This window comes from Citrobacter youngae, from assembly GCF_003818115.1.
Lineage (GTDB): Bacteria > Pseudomonadota > Gammaproteobacteria > Enterobacterales > Enterobacteriaceae > Citrobacter > Citrobacter youngae.
In genome coordinates, this window is record NZ_RPOI01000034.1 from 30,719 (window position 1) to 45,824 (window position 15,106).

14 protein-coding genes and 1 pseudogene are annotated in these 15,106 nt (G+C 54.8%); 7 read left to right on the forward strand and 8 right to left on the reverse strand.

What is annotated here, in order from left to right:
* Nucleotides 1-165 precede the first annotated feature (165 nt).
* From qseE to glnB, 4 genes are read left to right on the forward strand one after another with little or no spacing between them, the layout of a single operon-like run.
* Nucleotides 166-1,596: a two component system sensor histidine kinase QseE/GlrK gene (gene qseE, locus EHN13_RS22275; protein WP_124022102.1), complete on the forward strand. Its 1,431-nt coding sequence runs from the start codon at nucleotides 166-168 to the stop codon at nucleotides 1,594-1,596.
* Nucleotides 1,597-1,618: 22 nt separating this feature from the next.
* Nucleotides 1,619-2,338: a two-component system QseEF-associated lipoprotein QseG gene (gene qseG, locus EHN13_RS22280; protein ID WP_124022095.1), complete on the forward strand. Its 720-nt coding sequence runs from the start codon at nucleotides 1,619-1,621 to the stop codon at nucleotides 2,336-2,338.
* The gene (gene glrR, locus EHN13_RS22285; RefSeq protein ID WP_305764056.1) at nucleotides 2,338-3,672 is read left to right on the forward strand and encodes a two-component system response regulator GlrR; all 1,335 of its coding nucleotides are present in this window, start codon (nucleotides 2,338-2,340) and stop codon (nucleotides 3,670-3,672) included. The genes qseG and glrR overlap by 1 nt, the downstream gene beginning before the upstream one ends.
* A 60-nt stretch (nucleotides 3,673-3,732) precedes the next feature.
* Nucleotides 3,733-4,071, forward strand: a complete 339-nt coding sequence (gene glnB / locus EHN13_RS22290; RefSeq protein ID WP_002914032.1) for a nitrogen regulatory protein P-II — start codon at nucleotides 3,733-3,735, stop codon at nucleotides 4,069-4,071.
* Here glnB and EHN13_RS24620 read toward each other — a convergent pair.
* Both EHN13_RS24620 and hmpA read right to left on the reverse strand, forming a co-directional pair.
* Nucleotides 4,068-4,163 (reverse strand): annotated as a pseudogene (locus tag EHN13_RS24620) (hypothetical protein); the annotation flags it as partial. The gene glnB and the pseudogene EHN13_RS24620 overlap by 4 nt on opposite strands.
* Nucleotides 4,164-4,167: 4 nt before the next feature.
* Entirely contained in the window at nucleotides 4,168-5,358 is a 1,191-nt protein-coding gene (gene hmpA / locus EHN13_RS22295) for an NO-inducible flavohemoprotein (protein WP_124022096.1), read from the reverse strand.
* Between the two features lie 325 nt (nucleotides 5,359-5,683).
* Between hmpA and glyA the strand changes: the two genes are divergently transcribed.
* Nucleotides 5,684-6,937 (forward strand): serine hydroxymethyltransferase, encoded by a 1,254-nt coding sequence (gene glyA, locus EHN13_RS22300; protein WP_003037627.1) that lies wholly within the window; start codon nucleotides 5,684-5,686, stop codon nucleotides 6,935-6,937.
* An 81-nt stretch (nucleotides 6,938-7,018) separates the two neighbouring features.
* Here the strand turns inward: glyA and hcaD are convergent, their stop codons facing one another.
* The 5 genes from hcaD to hcaE are packed head-to-tail and all read right to left on the reverse strand — an operon-like array spanning nucleotide 7,019 to nucleotide 11,236.
* Nucleotides 7,019-8,221: a phenylpropionate dioxygenase ferredoxin reductase subunit gene (gene hcaD / locus EHN13_RS22305; protein WP_124022097.1), complete on the reverse strand. Its 1,203-nt coding sequence runs from the start codon at nucleotides 8,219-8,221 to the stop codon at nucleotides 7,019-7,021.
* Between the two features lie 9 nt (nucleotides 8,222-8,230).
* On the reverse strand, nucleotides 8,231-9,043 hold the full coding sequence (gene hcaB / locus EHN13_RS22310) for a 3-phenylpropionate-dihydrodiol/cinnamic acid-dihydrodiol dehydrogenase (protein WP_124022098.1): 813 nt from the start codon (nucleotides 9,041-9,043) through the stop codon (nucleotides 8,231-8,233).
* Nucleotides 9,040-9,360 carry a 3-phenylpropionate/cinnamic acid dioxygenase ferredoxin subunit gene (hcaC, locus tag EHN13_RS22315; RefSeq protein WP_061068352.1) on the reverse strand — a complete coding sequence of 107 codons (321 nt, stop codon included), beginning with the start codon at nucleotides 9,358-9,360 and terminating at the stop codon, nucleotides 9,040-9,042. Before hcaC ends, hcaB begins: the two co-directional genes overlap by 4 nt.
* Nucleotides 9,360-9,878, reverse strand: a complete 519-nt coding sequence (gene hcaF, locus EHN13_RS22320) for a 3-phenylpropionate/cinnamic acid dioxygenase subunit beta (RefSeq protein ID WP_048210905.1) — start codon at nucleotides 9,876-9,878, stop codon at nucleotides 9,360-9,362. The genes hcaC and hcaF overlap by 1 nt, the downstream gene beginning before the upstream one ends.
* Nucleotides 9,875-11,236 (reverse strand): 3-phenylpropionate/cinnamic acid dioxygenase subunit alpha, encoded by a 1,362-nt coding sequence (hcaE, locus tag EHN13_RS22325; RefSeq protein WP_048210906.1) that lies wholly within the window; start codon nucleotides 11,234-11,236, stop codon nucleotides 9,875-9,877. Before hcaE ends, hcaF begins: the two co-directional genes overlap by 4 nt.
* Nucleotides 11,237-11,371: 135 nt before the next feature.
* Between hcaE and hcaR the strand changes: the two genes are divergently transcribed.
* Nucleotides 11,372-12,265 carry a DNA-binding transcriptional regulator HcaR gene (gene hcaR, locus EHN13_RS22330; protein WP_124022099.1) on the forward strand — a complete coding sequence of 298 codons (894 nt, stop codon included), beginning with the start codon at nucleotides 11,372-11,374 and terminating at the stop codon, nucleotides 12,263-12,265.
* A 3-nt stretch (nucleotides 12,266-12,268) separates the two neighbouring features.
* Here the strand turns inward: hcaR and EHN13_RS22335 are convergent, their stop codons facing one another.
* Nucleotides 12,269-13,462 carry an ROK family protein gene (locus EHN13_RS22335; protein WP_124022100.1) on the reverse strand — a complete coding sequence of 398 codons (1,194 nt, stop codon included), beginning with the start codon at nucleotides 13,460-13,462 and terminating at the stop codon, nucleotides 12,269-12,271.
* Nucleotides 13,463-13,576: 114 nt separating this feature from the next.
* On the opposite strand from EHN13_RS22335, the gene EHN13_RS22340 reads away from it, so the two are divergent.
* The coding region (locus EHN13_RS22340) for a DUF5107 domain-containing protein (RefSeq protein WP_124022101.1) at nucleotides 13,577-15,106 on the forward strand (1,530 nt) is incomplete at its 3' end.

Sequence of the window (15,106 nt, forward strand, 5' to 3'; positions counted from 1 at the left end):
GCCGTCCAACATCTGATATTAGCGAAGCTCATATCAACCTTCGGGCGAAACGTCGAGTTAGGCACCGCCTTATTCCATAACAAAGCCGGGTTAATCCCGGCTTTGTTGTATCTGACGTTCCCCTCAGTTAGCATCGTCTTATTCCCGTCCATTGAGAGTAACGCCTTGAAGCGCTGGTCTGTTTTCCCCCGATCATTACGTCAGCTGGTGACACTGGCATTTTTGCTGATCCTGCTCCCTTTGCTCGTACTGGCCTGGCAAGCGTGGCAGAGCCTGAACGCCCTGAGCGCGCAGGCGGCGCTGACTAACAGAACCACGCTCATTGATGCCCGACGCAGTGAGGCAATGACCAACGCCGCGCTGGAGATGGAACGTAGCTACCGACAGTATTGTGTGCTGGATGACCCGACGCTGGCAAAGGTTTACCAGAGCCAGCGTAAACGTTATAGCGACATGCTGGATGCGCATGCGGGCGTGTTGCCGGACAACAAGCTCTACCAGGCGTTGCGGCAGGATCTCAACGATCTCGCCCAATTGCAGTGTAATAACAGTGGTCCTGACAGCCAGGCGGCAGCCCGCCTGGAAGCCTTCGCTAATGCGAATACCGACATGGTGCAGGCCACACGTACCGTGGTCTTTTCGCGTGGTCAGCAGTTACAACAAGAAATTGCCGAACGAGGTCAGTTCTTTGGCTGGCAGGCGCTGGTGCTGTTTCTCGTTAGTCTGGCGATGGTGCTGCTGTTTACCCGTATGATCATCGGTCCGGTGAAGGGCATCGAGCGGATGATTAACCGTCTGGGGGAAGGGCGCTCGCTGGGTGATAGCGTATTATTTACCGGGCCCCGGGAGCTGCGGTCCGTGGGGCAGCGCATTATCTGGTTGAGTGAACGTCTCTCCTGGCTTGAGTCGCAACGGCATCAGTTTTTACGCCATCTTTCCCATGAGCTGAAAACACCGCTTGCGAGCATGCGCGAAGGTACCGAATTGTTAGCCGATCAGGTAGTTGGCCCGTTAACGCCGGAGCAAAAAGAGGTAGTCGGGATTCTGGATGACAGCAGCCGTAATCTGCAAAAGTTGATTGAGCAATTGCTTGATTACAACCGCAAGCTGGCGGATGACGAGGTTGAGCTTGAAACTGTAGAAATCGCGCCGCTGGTGGAAAGCGTGGTTTCAGCACATAGCCTGCCTGCTCGCGCCAAAATGATCCATACTGATGTTGCGCTGGCGGCGAACGCTTGTCTGGCCGAACCCATGCTGTTAATGAGCGTGCTGGACAATCTTTATTCCAATGCGGTGCACTATGGCGCTGAATCCGGTAACATTTGGATCCGCAGCAGTTTGCATGGCTCAACGGTATATATTGATGTCATAAATACCGGCACACCGATTCCAGAAGCAGAACAGGCGATGATCTTCGAGCCTTTTTTCCAGGGCAGCCATCAGCGAAAAGGGGCAGTCAAAGGAAGCGGGTTGGGACTGAGCATCGCCAAAGACTGTATCCGCCGTATGCGGGGAAAACTGTATCTGGTTGATGAGCATGCGCAAAGCGTTTGTTTCCGCATAGAACTGCCGCTATCTGCATCGAAAAACCACTAAAATGAACCTAAGTCTGGTGAGTATGCCACACGTTGTTGCCCGAATGCTTAAACGAGATTTTATTCGCCGCGTCTTACTCGCAAGTCTGCCATGCCTGGCGCTGGTCGGCTGCGTTCCAAATGCGGTGAATCACATTATCGGCGATCCTTCGCAGGAGAAAATCCCGCCGCATCAACTCGCTGATTACCTTGCCACCGAATGTACGGATATCTGGTCGCTAACGGGTCAGTCCACGGATACCAACCCGTTGTATTGGCTGCGGGCGATGGATTGCGCCGATCGCATGATGCCAGTGCAGGCGCGCAGTGAAGCCAGTAGCCAACTTACGGATACCTGGCAGGGCGCTTTTAAGCGTGGGATCCTGCTCGATAACGCCCGTATTACCCCGCCTGAACGGCGGGAGGTCGTTACGCGTCTCGACGCGTTAAGTCCACAAATTCCGACTCAGGTTCGACCGCTTTATCAGGCCTGGTTCCGTAACCAAATGTTGCAGTTACAGCTTGCCGAAGAACGCATGCGTTACAGTAAGCTCCAGCAGTCGTCAGATAGCGATCTCGATACGCTGCGTCAGCAGCAACAGCATTTGCAGAGTCAGCTCGATCTCACCACCCGTAAGCTGGAAAATCTGACCGATATTGAACGACAACTGTCCACCCGTAAACCTGCCGGCAGCTATAATCCCGATGCGTTGCACGGTACTGATAAACTCACGGCGCCCGATGATGGGGAGGCCATGCCATGATAAGCCGCAAGCCCGCGCATCTGCTGCTCGTCGATGACGATCCGGGGCTGTTGAAATTGCTCGGTATGCGACTGACCAGCGAAGGTTACAGCGTCGTAACCGCAGAAAGTGGGCAGGAAGGATTACGGGTACTGAATCGTGAAAAAGTGGATCTGGTCATTAGCGACCTGCGCATGGATGAAATGGACGGCATGCAGCTGTTCACTGAAATCCAGAAAGTGCAGCCGGGGATGCCGGTTATTATCCTGACAGCGCACGGCTCCATTCCTGATGCTGTCGCGGCAACGCAGCAGGGTGTTTTCAGCTTTCTCACCAAGCCGGTCGATAAAGATGCGCTCTACAAAGCGATTGACGGTGCGCTGGAACAGTCCGCGCCTGCTACCGATGACAGCTGGCGTGAATCAATTGTTACCCGTAGCCCGTTAATGTTGCGTTTGTTAGAACAGGCGCGGATGGTCGCGCAATCGGATGTCAGCGTATTGATCAATGGTCAGAGCGGCACCGGGAAAGAGGTGTTTGCCCAGGCGATTCACAACGCCAGCCCGCGCAGCCATAAGCCCTTTATTGCCATTAACTGTGGCGCGTTGCCGGAACAACTGCTGGAGTCTGAACTGTTTGGCCATGCGCGCGGCGCTTTTACCGGCGCGGTGAGTAATCGTGAAGGGCTGTTTCAGGCCGCGGAAGGCGGCACGCTTTTTCTCGATGAGATTGGCGATATGCCTGCACCGTTACAGGTGAAACTGCTGCGCGTATTGCAGGAACGAAAAGTCAGACCGTTGGGCAGTAACCGCGATATCGACATTGATGTGCGGATCGTTTCTGCGACCCACCGCGATTTACCCAAAGCGATGGCTCGGGGCGAATTTCGCGAGGATTTGTACTATCGCCTCAACGTGGTGAGTCTGAAGATCCCGGCGCTGGCCGAGCGTACGGAAGATATTCCGCTGCTGGCGAACCATCTGCTGCGCCAGTCTGCTGAACGGCACAAACCGTTCGTACGCGCCTTTTCAACCGATGCCATGAAGCGGTTAATGACCGCCAGCTGGCCGGGCAACGTGCGTCAGTTAGTCAACGTAATTGAGCAGTGCGTGGCGTTGACCTCTTCGCCAGTGATCAGCGACGCGCTGGTGGAGCAGGCGCTGGAAGGGGAAAACACCGCGCTGCCGACATTTGTTGAGGCGCGTAACCAGTTTGAGCTCAACTATCTGCGTAAGCTGCTGCAAATCACCAAGGGCAATGTGACTCACGCAGCAAGAATGGCGGGGCGCAACCGCACCGAATTCTATAAGTTGCTTTCTCGACACGAGCTGGATGCAAACGATTTCAAAGAATAAATCTGCGGATTATGTTAGCTTTATTCGATCAAAAGACAGGCGACCTTTTCAAGGAATAGCATGAAAAAGATTGATGCGATTATTAAACCCTTCAAGCTGGACGACGTCCGCGAAGCGCTGGCAGAAGTCGGTATCACCGGGATGACGGTAACGGAAGTGAAAGGCTTTGGCCGTCAGAAAGGCCATACCGAGCTGTACCGTGGCGCGGAATATATGGTGGATTTTCTGCCGAAGGTAAAAATTGAAATTGTGGTTACCGACGACATCGTCGATACCTGCGTCGACACCATTATTCGTACTGCCCAGACCGGCAAAATCGGCGACGGTAAGATTTTTGTCTTCGACGTGGCTCGCGTGATTCGTATTCGTACCGGTGAAGAAGACGACGCGGCAATCTAAGCCGCGCCTTGCTTGCCGGATGGCGGTGTAAACACCTTATCCGGCCTACAATATCTCGTAGGCCTGATAAGCGCAGCGCCATCAGGCATAACGTAATTACAGAACTTTATGCGGGCCAAAGCATTCGTAATGAATGTTCTCGTTTTTCACGCCCAGGCCGACCAGCTGCTTTGCGGCAAACTGCATAAAGCCAACCGGACCGCACAGATAAAACTGCATCGCCGGATCGCTGATTGCGCTTTCCAGCTTGTTCAAATCCATCAGACCTACGCTATCAAACGCGCCTTTCGCGCGATCGGCTTCGGTTGGCTCACGATACCAGGTGTGTGCGCTAAAGCGTGGCAGCGTTTTGCCGAGTTCATTTACTTCATCAGCGAAGGCATGGACATCACCGTTTTCAGCCGCATGGAACCAGTTAACCTGCGCCGTATGGTTTGCTTTCGCCAGCGTATCCAGCATTGCCAGCATTGGGGTCTGACCTACGCCTGCGGAAATCAGAGACACAGGGGTATCGGTCGCGACGTCCATAAAGAAATCGCCCGCAGGTGCGGCCAGGTGAACAACGTCGCCAACATTTGCATGGCTGTGCAGCCAGGTGGAAACCTGACCACCGTCTTCACGCTTAACGGCAATCCGATAGCCTTTGCCATCAGGTTTACGGGTCAGTGAGTACTGACGAATTTCCTGATGCGGGAAACCTTCCGGCTTCAGCCAGACGCCCAGGTATTGCCCCGGATGATATTCAGCTACTGCGCCACCGTCGACAGGCTCAAACTCAAAGCTGGTAATCAGTGCACTTCGCGGCGTTTTTGCCACGATGCGGAAAGGACGGGTACCTTCCCAGCCGCCATTTTTATTGGCATTTTCGCTATAGATTTGCGCTTCACGGTTGATGAAAACGTTCGCCAGTACGCCATACGCTTTACCCCACGCATCCAGGACTTCCTGGCCTGGGCTGAACATTTCGTCCAGCGTTGCCAGCAAATGACCACCCACGATGTTGTACTGCTCTGGTTTAATCTGGAAACTGGTATGCTTCTGCGCGATTTTCTCAACCGCCGGCAACAGCGCCGCCAGGTTTTCGATATTGCTGGCATACGCGGCAATCGCGTTAAACAGCGCCTCGCGCTGATCGCCATTACGCTGGTTACTCATGTTGAAAATTTCTTTCAGCTCTGGGTTATGCGTAAACATGCGATCGTAGAAATGGGCGGTCAGCTTCGGACCTGTTTCAACCAGCAGGGGAATAGTGGCTTTCACTGTAGCGATGGTTTGTGCGTCAAGCATACGGTCTTCCTTTATCTGAGACTTTAATGATGTATGTCAAATGCATCTTATAAAAAATACCCCTGCATTGTAAATGGTTCTTTGTAACTTTGCGTTGTAAAGGTTACATCGTGAAAAATCTGCATCACAAACCTGAAAAGAAATCCGTTGAAATTCAGCAGACCTTTGTTCTCCAAAGCCTTGCGTGCCGTAAAGGTAATCGTTTGCGTAAAATCCTTTGTCAAGACCTGTTATCGAAGAATGATTCGGTTATACTGTTGGCCGAAGTCCTAGGGACTGCCTTTTTAGGCCGAAATTCTATTGTTAGCTGAGTCAGGAGATGCGGATGTTAAAGCGTGAAATGAACATTGCCGATTATGATGCCGAACTGTGGCAGGCTATGGAGCAGGAAAAAGTACGTCAGGAAGAGCACATCGAACTGATCGCCTCCGAAAACTACACCAGCCCGCGTGTTATGCAGGCGCAGGGTTCTCAGCTGACCAACAAATATGCTGAAGGTTATCCGGGCAAGCGCTACTACGGCGGTTGCGAGTACGTTGATATCGTTGAGCAACTGGCTATCGATCGTGCCAAAGAACTGTTTGGCGCTGACTACGCTAACGTACAGCCGCACTCCGGCTCTCAGGCTAACTTCGCTGTTTACACCGCTCTGCTGCAACCGGGCGATACCGTTCTGGGTATGAACCTGGCACAAGGCGGCCACCTGACTCACGGCTCCCCGGTTAACTTCTCCGGCAAACTGTACAACATCATCCCTTACGGTATTGATGAGTCCGGCAAAATTGACTACGAAGACATGGCGAAGCAGGCCAAAGAGCACAAACCGAAGATGATCATCGGTGGCTTCTCTGCTTACTCCGGCGTTGTTGACTGGGCAAAAATGCGTGAAATCGCTGACAGCATCGGCGCATACCTGTTCGTCGATATGGCGCACGTTGCGGGGCTGATTGCCGCAGGCGTTTATCCGAACCCGGTTCCACACGCACACGTTGTCACCACCACCACCCACAAAACTCTGGCGGGTCCGCGCGGCGGCCTGATCCTGGCGAAAGGCGGTGACGAAGAGCTGTACAAAAAACTGAACTCTGCGGTGTTCCCAAGCGCGCAGGGCGGCCCGCTGATGCATGTGATCGCGGCGAAAGCTGTGGCGCTGAAAGAAGCGATGGAGCCTGAGTTCAAGGTTTACCAGCAGCAGGTTGCTAAAAACGCCAAAGCGATGGTGGAAGTGTTCCTGAACCGTGGCTACAAAGTGGTTTCTGGCGGGACTGAAAACCACCTGTTCCTGCTGGATCTGGTTGATAAAAACCTGACCGGTAAAGAAGCTGATGCCGCGCTGGGCCGTGCTAACATCACCGTTAACAAAAACAGCGTACCGAACGATCCGAAGAGCCCGTTTGTGACTTCCGGTATCCGTATCGGTTCTCCGGCAATCACTCGCCGTGGCTTCAAAGAAGCGGAAGCGAAAGAGCTGGCTGGCTGGATGTGTGACGTGCTGGACAACATCAATGACGAAGCCGTAATCGAGCGCGTCAAAGGTAAAGTTCTGGATATCTGCGCACGCTTCCCGGTGTACGCGTAAGCGTCAATTGTTAGCTGTGAAAAAGGCCGCGAATGCGGCCTTTTTTATGTCCGATGGCGGCTTTGCCTTATCAGACAACGATCATAACGATTTTAGTGCCACGCCTTCATCACACAACGCTTCCTCGCTCATGGCTCGCCCTGACTGAATCAGCTTACGTAGTACACGCACTTCGCGCCCATTGTTGAGCGCGGCTGCGCCAATTATCGCTCCATCGCGCAGCTGGAACCAGATAGCCTTGCCGTCCTCCGGGTTTCCACGACACAGCCAGCTTTCTCCCTGCATCTCACCGACAAACTGTAAGTTATCGCTGTACTGATCGGTCCAGAACCAACCTGGCGTGGCAGTGGGCAGCGGCAAACCGAGCATCGCCGCGGCAGCAATCTGCGCCTGGAAGTTAGCATTTTCCCAGCTTTCTACCCGGCGCAGTGAACCGTCCGGTTGGCGAGTGAGCGCAACGTCACCGGCGGCGAAAATGTCCGGGTCGGCGGTGGTGCAGGTGGTATCAACGATAATACCGTTAGCCGTCTCCAGACCGGCGTCGCGGGCCAGCGTATCATTCGCCACGATACCGATGCCATAGATCACCGTATCAGCGGTGAGAGTTTCACCGTTTTGCAGCGTCAGTGAGAGAAACTCTCCCGCTTCGGCGTGTTCAATGGCGCTGTTGAGTAACACCCGTACGCCCGCCTGCTGGTGGCGGGCAAGCAGGTAGTCGCGCACCGGAGCAGGCGCATTGCGGCCCATCACCGTTGGCGCCTGCTCCACTACGGTTACCCGGCAGCCGCGCTGGGTCGCGCTGGCCGCCAGTTCCAGACCAATGGTGCCCGCCCCGACTATCACAATCGATTTACCGGGGAGTAAAGCGTCTCGCAGACGAGTCGCGTCGTCAACGTGGCGCAGGGTAAAGCATCGATCGCCCAGTTTATCCAGCAGCGGAAGAGGACGGGCCGCGGCACCGGTGGCAATCAGTAGCTGATCCCACGGATAAACCTGGCCATCAGCCAGCACCAACTGATGCGTTTGGCGGCCGAGCGTCTGCACAGTAACGCCCAGATGCAGCTGTACGTTGTGTTCCCGCCACCAGGCCGTGTTTAGCACCGGCTGTAGCTGCGGGGCGTCGTCCAGCAGCATGGCTTTGGACAATGGCGGGCGTTCGTACGGCAGATACGGCTCATTGGAGAACAGATGTATCTCGCCGTCAAACCCTTGCTGGCGCAGTGCTACCGCCGCCATCGCTGCGGCCTGTCCACCGCCGACGATAGCAATAATTTTGTTGTGCATAACGCCTCCTCAGAGATCCAGACCAGCGGCGACGTGGCGAATACCGCGAATACCCAGCCCGGCATCGGCATTGATCATCACGCCGCTTAAGGTGCGGTTGTTGCGACGCGACGCCAGCATCACGTATGGCCCGGTAAAGTCGGCTGGGTCGGGGAAGAACTGTAGCGGCAAAATAGCGGCGATTTTTTCCGGCGTCAGTGACTGCATAATTGAGGTATCGCTTTGCCCCAGCGCCTGTGGGCCGCGCAGATCGGTGGCCATACCGCACGGACCGACGCCGTTCACCCGCACTTTAGGCGCTAGCTCGTAGGCCAACTGGCGAATCAGCCCGGTAGCAGCGTGTTTACTGGCGGTGTACAGCGGCCCGCCGCCGCCGGGATACCAGGCAGCGTTTGACAGGGTAAAGATGATGCTGCCTTCGCTGGCGATCAGCGCCGGGGCACAGGCTTTCGCCCCCAGCAGATAACCCAGCACATTGATGTTAAATAACTCGTGAAAGCCGCTCTCCAGCGCTTCAGCAGAGGTGTTCACCAGCGTTGCGTTGTGATCCCAGATGCCCGCATTGCCAATAAAACAGTCCAGCTTGCCAAACACGGTGAGGATCTGATCGACCGCACGCTGATAGTCGGCGTAGCAGGTGACGTTGCCCTCTACCGCCAATACATGTTCGCCAAAACGCTGGCGCAGGCTGGCGACTTTGGCTGGCGACAGTTCGAGCGTGGCGACCTTCGCGCCTTCTTCAATTAAGCGCTCGACCAGCGCCAGGCCGAGGCCGGAACCGCCGCCGGTAATAAAAACCACGTTATCGCGTAAATCGCTCATCGGGCGTCCTCTGGAATATCAACAAATACATCGCTACCGTCCACATATACTGCGTAGGTGGTTAGCGGATCGGTGGCAGGTAAGCACAGCGCTTTGCCGGTTTTCAGACAAAAACTGGCCGCATGCAGCGGGCATTCCACGGTGGCATCGTCTTCCAGATAACCTTCCGACATCGAGGCGTTGCCGTGGCTACAGCGATCGTTAATGGCATAAAACTCGCCGCCAACATTGAACAGTGCGATGACGGGAGAGGTGTCGAGCCGGAGGGCTTCACCCTCCGGCAAATCCCCTACGGGGCAGGCATAAATACGACTCATCAGAACAGTACACTCAGGTTATGGGAGGTAATAACCGCCTGATCCAGCACGATCTCGCGCGCCAGTAAGCGCCACTCGTTGCCCGGCAAACGACGGACTTTATCCACGCGCATGCCGACGTAAAACGTCTCGTCCCGCTCTTTTTGCGCGCGATACAGCAGATAGTTGAGGCGCACGGCGAAGACGTCGGGCACGTCGGTTTCACTGACCTGCAGGTTGCTAATCAGATGACGGGTACGCGACGGCGGCTCTTCTGCCCAGGCCATGCCGGTTTCCAGCCGCGCGATGCGGCGTTCGAGCTGGTCTTTGTTGTCGTTGAAAATCCACGTCGTCGGCGGTTGTACGCCTTTGCGACGGTCGCGGGTCTGAGCATTGACCGTGGTACGCATAGTGTAGCGAATGTCATCATCCAGCTGCGCCAGCCAGTCGCGAAACTGCCAGTCGTCCAGCAGACGCGCTTCTTCATACAGAAACTGGCTGATGCGATGATGCAGTTCGAGAGAAACTAACGCGCTCATTTCATCACCTCCTGCTGGTACGCGGCGGTTTTCTCGTGCACGTCCTGCCAGCTTTCGCTGCTGAGCAAATCGGCCCAGCGCTGGTACATACCGCGCGCCGCAGTTTCCGAAAAGATGTAGTTGGTGATCCCCGGAATGCCGTCTTCACGACGTTTCTCCTGGCCAAGCCCCATTTCCAGACACAATTTCGTGTTGCGTGCGCGGTGGCCTTTGAGCAGTTTTTGAATTTCACACCAGTTTTCCGAGTCGTCCTGCTCCAGGAACCCGGCGGGGCCAAAAGCCCGCGTGGCGCTGTTTTCAAACGCGGCTTTCACTTCATCAGAGGCGGCTTTATCGGTAATACAGAACGCCCACACTTCAACCCGATCCGGCCCACGCGGGTGCCAGACGCGCAGCGTGGCGGTACCGTTGAGCCAGGAAAGCGTGGGGAAGATGTTGTTGTGACCAGCCAGACGCAGGGCGCGAACCTTGCCCAAACGCTCTTCGGCTTCCGCGTAGGTGTCGCGGTAGTAGCTGGAGACTTCACCGTCGACCCACACGTTGGCGTCCGGTTTCTCGGTAAAGAAGAAGCCGCTGCCGTGGCCGTCCTGGCCGAATTGTAGTGCGTCTTTGGCGGTTTCCCACACCGGGCGGGCGGTCTGACCGTCGCCGAGGCGCTTATCGCTGCCGTCGTCTTTCGCCCCCAGCACCTGCACCGCAGAGGCATGGCTGAACAGCGCGTGATACTGGTCGCTGGCAAACTGTTCGGCGGGGAATTTCCAGTTGCAGTCGATGGTCCATTTCTGGACGCCGCCGACGATTTCGGTGCCACCTTCACGGCGGTCGAGTACGCCGTCGAGATACCAGGCGATGTCGCCGAGGTAGTCGCGCAGGTTTGGTGCGCTGGTATCCCAGTTGCCGAAAATCAGCCCTTTATAGCTCTCGACGCCAGGCACTTCGTTCAGTCCCCAATGCGATTTGCATAAACCTTGCGGATAAGCGCGCGGCTCCAGTGGGACGTCGATCAGCTCGCCGTTAATACCGTAAGACCAGCCGTGATACGGGCAGGTGAAGGCGCGGGTATTGCCGCAGTCAGCGTAGCTGACGCGCATCGCGCGGTGGCGGCACTGGTTGAGAAACGCTTTAATGCTGCCGTCTTTCTGGCGAACCACCACCACCGCATCCTCGCCCATGTAGGTGTTAAAAAAATCACCGGGTTTGGGGATTTGGCTTTCGTGGGCGAGAAATAGCCAGCAGCGTCCGAAGATGCGTTCCAGCTCCAGTTGGTAAATTTCAGGGTCGGTATAAATTCGTGGGGTTACGCGACCGTTTTGCGTGTCGATCAGTTGGTAGATGTCTAAATTTGAGGGTGTGGTCATATTTTTTAATCCTGAAAGCTAAGATGTATTGACCTTCATTTTTTGTGCCATAAGGATGTTGCTGGTTAGTTATCAATCTGTGAAATAGTAAATTTCTACCAGTTGAGACATTTTTTCGATAACAAGGAGCAGGGCATGGAACTGAGGCACTTACGCTATTTTGTGGCGGTGGCGCAGGCGCTGAATTTCACCCGGGCGGCAGAAAAATTGCATACCTCCCAGCCATCGTTAAGCAGTCAGATCCGCGATCTGGAAACTTGCGTAGGCGTTTCGTTACTGGTGCGCGATAAGCGAAAAGTTGCGCTGACGGCGGCCGGTGAGTGCTTTTTACAGGATGCGCTGGCGATCCTCGAGCAGGCGGAAAACGCCAAAGTTCGCGCTCGTAAAACGGTGCAGGAAGACAACCATTTTGCCATTGGTTTTGTCCCTTCCGCAGAGGTGAATTTGCTACCGAAGGTGCTGCCCTTGTTTCGTTTAAAGCAGCCGGATACGCACATTGAACTGGTGAGTCTGATAACCACCGAGCAGGAAGAGAAGATCCTGAGTGGGGAGCTGGATGTTGGCTTAATGCGCCACCCGGTGTACAGCCCGGAACTGGAGTATCTGGAGCTCATTCATGAGCCGCTGGTGGTAGTGCTACCGGTTAACCATCCGTTAGCCAGTGAACAGGCGATATCGGCACAGCAACTGAACGGTGTCAATTTTGTCAGCACCGATCCCGCTTATTCCGGCGTATTAGCGAAGATTGTCAAAAACTGGTTTCAGCAGCAGAAAAGCCAGCCCAATATTGTGCAGGTGGCGACCAATATTCTGGTGACGATGAACCTGGTCGGTATGGGGCTGGGGGTCACTTTGATACCCGGTTATATGAATAATTTTAATACCGGACAGGTGGTTTTTCGCCCTATTGCTGGCGATGCCCCGACTATTGCGCTGCTGATGTCGTGGAAAAAAGGATCGCTCAAACCGGCACTGACCGATTTTATCGCCACGGTGCATGAACGTTTAGCGGTGAGCCTTGCGGAGTAATGGTTACAACTCGCTGAGCTGTGACTCGACATAAAGATAGCCAATTCCCATGAGTTGCTGGGCGCGATTGAGCTGGCCGAAACTTATCTGAGTCGCCCTGGCGCGCGGGTTATCACCGTGATCAAATGGGTTAAACCCCGTTTGCTGCACCAGCGTATTAAGCCAGCTATCGCCGAAAGCGCAGCTACGGCCGTACAACCATATCTGGTTAATATTCAGTATATTCAGAAAGTTATATAAACTTAACCCGATGGCGCTGGCGGCATGTTCGGCCCAGGCCTGAATACGAACATCACCGTTCTGCCAGGCTGTAATAAGCTGGTCGGTGGTGAGTGTTTCCGGATCGTAAAGGGACGTCGGCTGCGATTTCATCCACACGCGGGCCTGTTTTTTCAACGCGCTCAATGACGCCACCGTTTCCAGACAGCCATAGCGACCGCAGTCACAGGCAATTCCATCGGGATGAACGATGGTGTGTCCAATCTGGCCGCTGCCATACAGACTACCGCGCCAGATATTGTCGTTAATCACAAACGATGAGCCAATGCCGTAATCAACGTTAATCACGCAAAAATCACCGTTAGCCGCTGGGTTTTGCCATTTTTCGGCCAGCGCCAGCATCACGCAGTCATTGTCCAGGCGGACCTGAACGCCGAGCATCTCCTCCAGCAGATATTTTATTTCCACCGGTGTTTTCCACGGTGCCTGGGGCATGGTTTTTGATGCGCCGGTGATTGGATCAACCTGGCCGTGAACGCCGAGCGCCAGATTAATCGTGACCTCGGGAAATTGTCGACGGTATTCCCGCCAGTGTGTAGCCAGGGCCGACAGCAGCGCTTTGGGCGTTTCCGGCTTGATGACCTCATGACGCCAGTCGCCGATGGCAACCAGCCGTGCGTCTGCCAGTTGACTGGTGATGCTGGTAGGGGTGACGTTGATACATAGCGTCCATGCGCCTTTTTCTGGCAAATGATAACTGCCGCTGCTCAAACCGCGCTGGCTTAAGGTTTCTCGCGAGTGGCTGATTCTCCTTTCATCCATCAGCTCTTCGAGGATATTGCTGACCGCCGGGATCGACAGACTGGTGAGCTGCGCCAGCTGTGACTTGCTGAGCTGCTTTTCCCGCCACAGGTGCGACAAAAAGATCTGTTTATTCGCCTGACGAACCCTGGCGTTGTTGAACCCCGAACGCTGCATTCACTTAACTCCCTTAACTGTATTGCGTGAGCATTGCGCATTTTAGCGCCACTTAACTGCCGCAGAATAGCATCAAGTTGAATTTTTACTTTTGTTTATTGAGTGGAGAGCGGCATGTACGGTTCAGTTAAAGTCTGGCAAGAAACGATCACCCTCCCAACGTGGACGGCGGGTGAAGAAGACGCTAACCCCATGTTTCTGGAGAAAAGGGTTTATCAGGGATCTTCTGGCGCGGTGTATCCGTATGGCGTGATTGATACGCTGACCGGCAAACGTGAAATGCGCGACTACAAGGCGGTGTGGATGGAGAATGACTTCATTCGCGTCATGCTGTTGCCGGAGCTAGGCGGGCGTATTCATCGAGCGTATGACAAAGTACAGCAGCGCGATTTTGTCTACTACAACGAAGTGGTGAAGCCCGCTTTGGTTGGTTTGCTTGGGCCGTGGATCTCTGGTGGCATTGAATTTAACTGGCCGCAGCATCATCGCCCAACCACTTTTATGCCGGTGGATTTTACGCAGCAACAGGGTGAACACGGCGAATATACCGTATGGATGGGTGAGGTAGAACCTATGCGCGGTTTACAGGTGATGACCGGATTTACGCTGTATCCGGATCGCGCCCTGATCGAGATAACCGGGAAGGTGTTTAACGGTAACGCTACGCCGCGCCATTTTTTATGGTGGGCGAATCCAGCGGTGAAGGGCGGCGACGACCACCAGAGCGTGTTTCCGCCGGATGTGACCGCAGTATTTGACCACGGTAAGCGTGATGTTTCTGCGTTTCCTATCGCCACCGGCACATACTATAAAGTGGACTACTCGGCTGGCGTGGATATCTCGCGCTACAAAAACGTGCCGGTACCGACCTCCTACATGGCTGAAAAATCAGATTATGATTTTGTTGGTGCATGGCATCACGGTGAGCGAGGCGGGCTGCTACATGTGGCTGACCACCACGTTTCGCCAGGGAAAAAACAGTGGACCTGGGGCTATGGCGACTTTGGCGTTGCCTGGGATCGTAACCTTACCGATGACAACGGTCCTTATATTGAACTGATGACCGGGGTCTTTACCGACAACCAGCCGGATTTCACCTGGCTTGCGCCGTACGAAGAGAAAGTCTTCGTACAAAACTTCCTGCCCTACAGCGAACTGGGCATGGTGCAAAACGCCAGTACGCAGTTGGCGCTTCGTCTGGTACGTGAGAGTAACCAGCTTTCTGTGGGCGTTTATGCGATTGCGCCGCTGCACGACGTGCAGATTACGCTTTCTGCCGATGGACAACCGTTCTATGAGCATACGCTGACCCTGGAGCCCGGACAAAGCTGGCTGGCTGATGTGTCTGACGATAACCATGCGCGGGTAACGATGACTGTCACTGGCGCCGATGGCACTACGCTTTTGCAGTACGAAGAGCACATCGCGCAAGAGTTACCACTGCCATCGGCGGCCGTCGCGCCAGCGCTGCCAGAAGTGCTTTCTAATACCGATGAACTCTATTTTATTGGTCAGCATCTGGAGCAGTACAACCATGCCAGTCGCTATGCCGAAGATTATTATCGCCGCGCGCTGGACGTTGATCCGCTGGATTACCGCAATAATGTGGCCCTGGGGACGCTGGCGTTAAACCGCGCCGACTGG

Bases quoted from the DNA above. Each gene is read 5' to 3' on its own strand.
- qseG (WP_124022095.1), top strand. From the start codon at position 1,619: ATGCCACACGTTGTTGCCCGAATGCTTAAACGAGATTTTATTCGCCGC.
- glnB (WP_002914032.1), top strand. From the start codon at position 3,733: ATGAAAAAGATTGATGCGATTATTAAACCCTTCAAGCTGGACGACGTC.
- hmpA (WP_124022096.1), bottom strand. From the start codon at position 5,358: ATGCTTGACGCACAAACCATCGCTACAGTGAAAGCCACTATTCCCCTG.
- glyA (WP_003037627.1), top strand. From the start codon at position 5,684: ATGTTAAAGCGTGAAATGAACATTGCCGATTATGATGCCGAACTGTGG.
- hcaD (WP_124022097.1), bottom strand. From the start codon at position 8,221: ATGCACAACAAAATTATTGCTATCGTCGGCGGTGGACAGGCCGCAGCG.
- hcaB (WP_124022098.1), bottom strand. From the start codon at position 9,043: ATGAGCGATTTACGCGATAACGTGGTTTTTATTACCGGCGGCGGTTCC.
- hcaC (WP_061068352.1), bottom strand. From the start codon at position 9,360: ATGAGTCGTATTTATGCCTGCCCCGTAGGGGATTTGCCGGAGGGTGAA.
- hcaF (WP_048210905.1), bottom strand. From the start codon at position 9,878: ATGAGCGCGTTAGTTTCTCTCGAACTGCATCATCGCATCAGCCAGTTT.
- hcaE (WP_048210906.1), bottom strand. From the start codon at position 11,236: ATGACCACACCCTCAAATTTAGACATCTACCAACTGATCGACACGCAA.
- hcaR (WP_124022099.1), top strand. From the start codon at position 11,372: ATGGAACTGAGGCACTTACGCTATTTTGTGGCGGTGGCGCAGGCGCTG.
- EHN13_RS22335 (WP_124022100.1), bottom strand. From the start codon at position 13,462: ATGCAGCGTTCGGGGTTCAACAACGCCAGGGTTCGTCAGGCGAATAAA.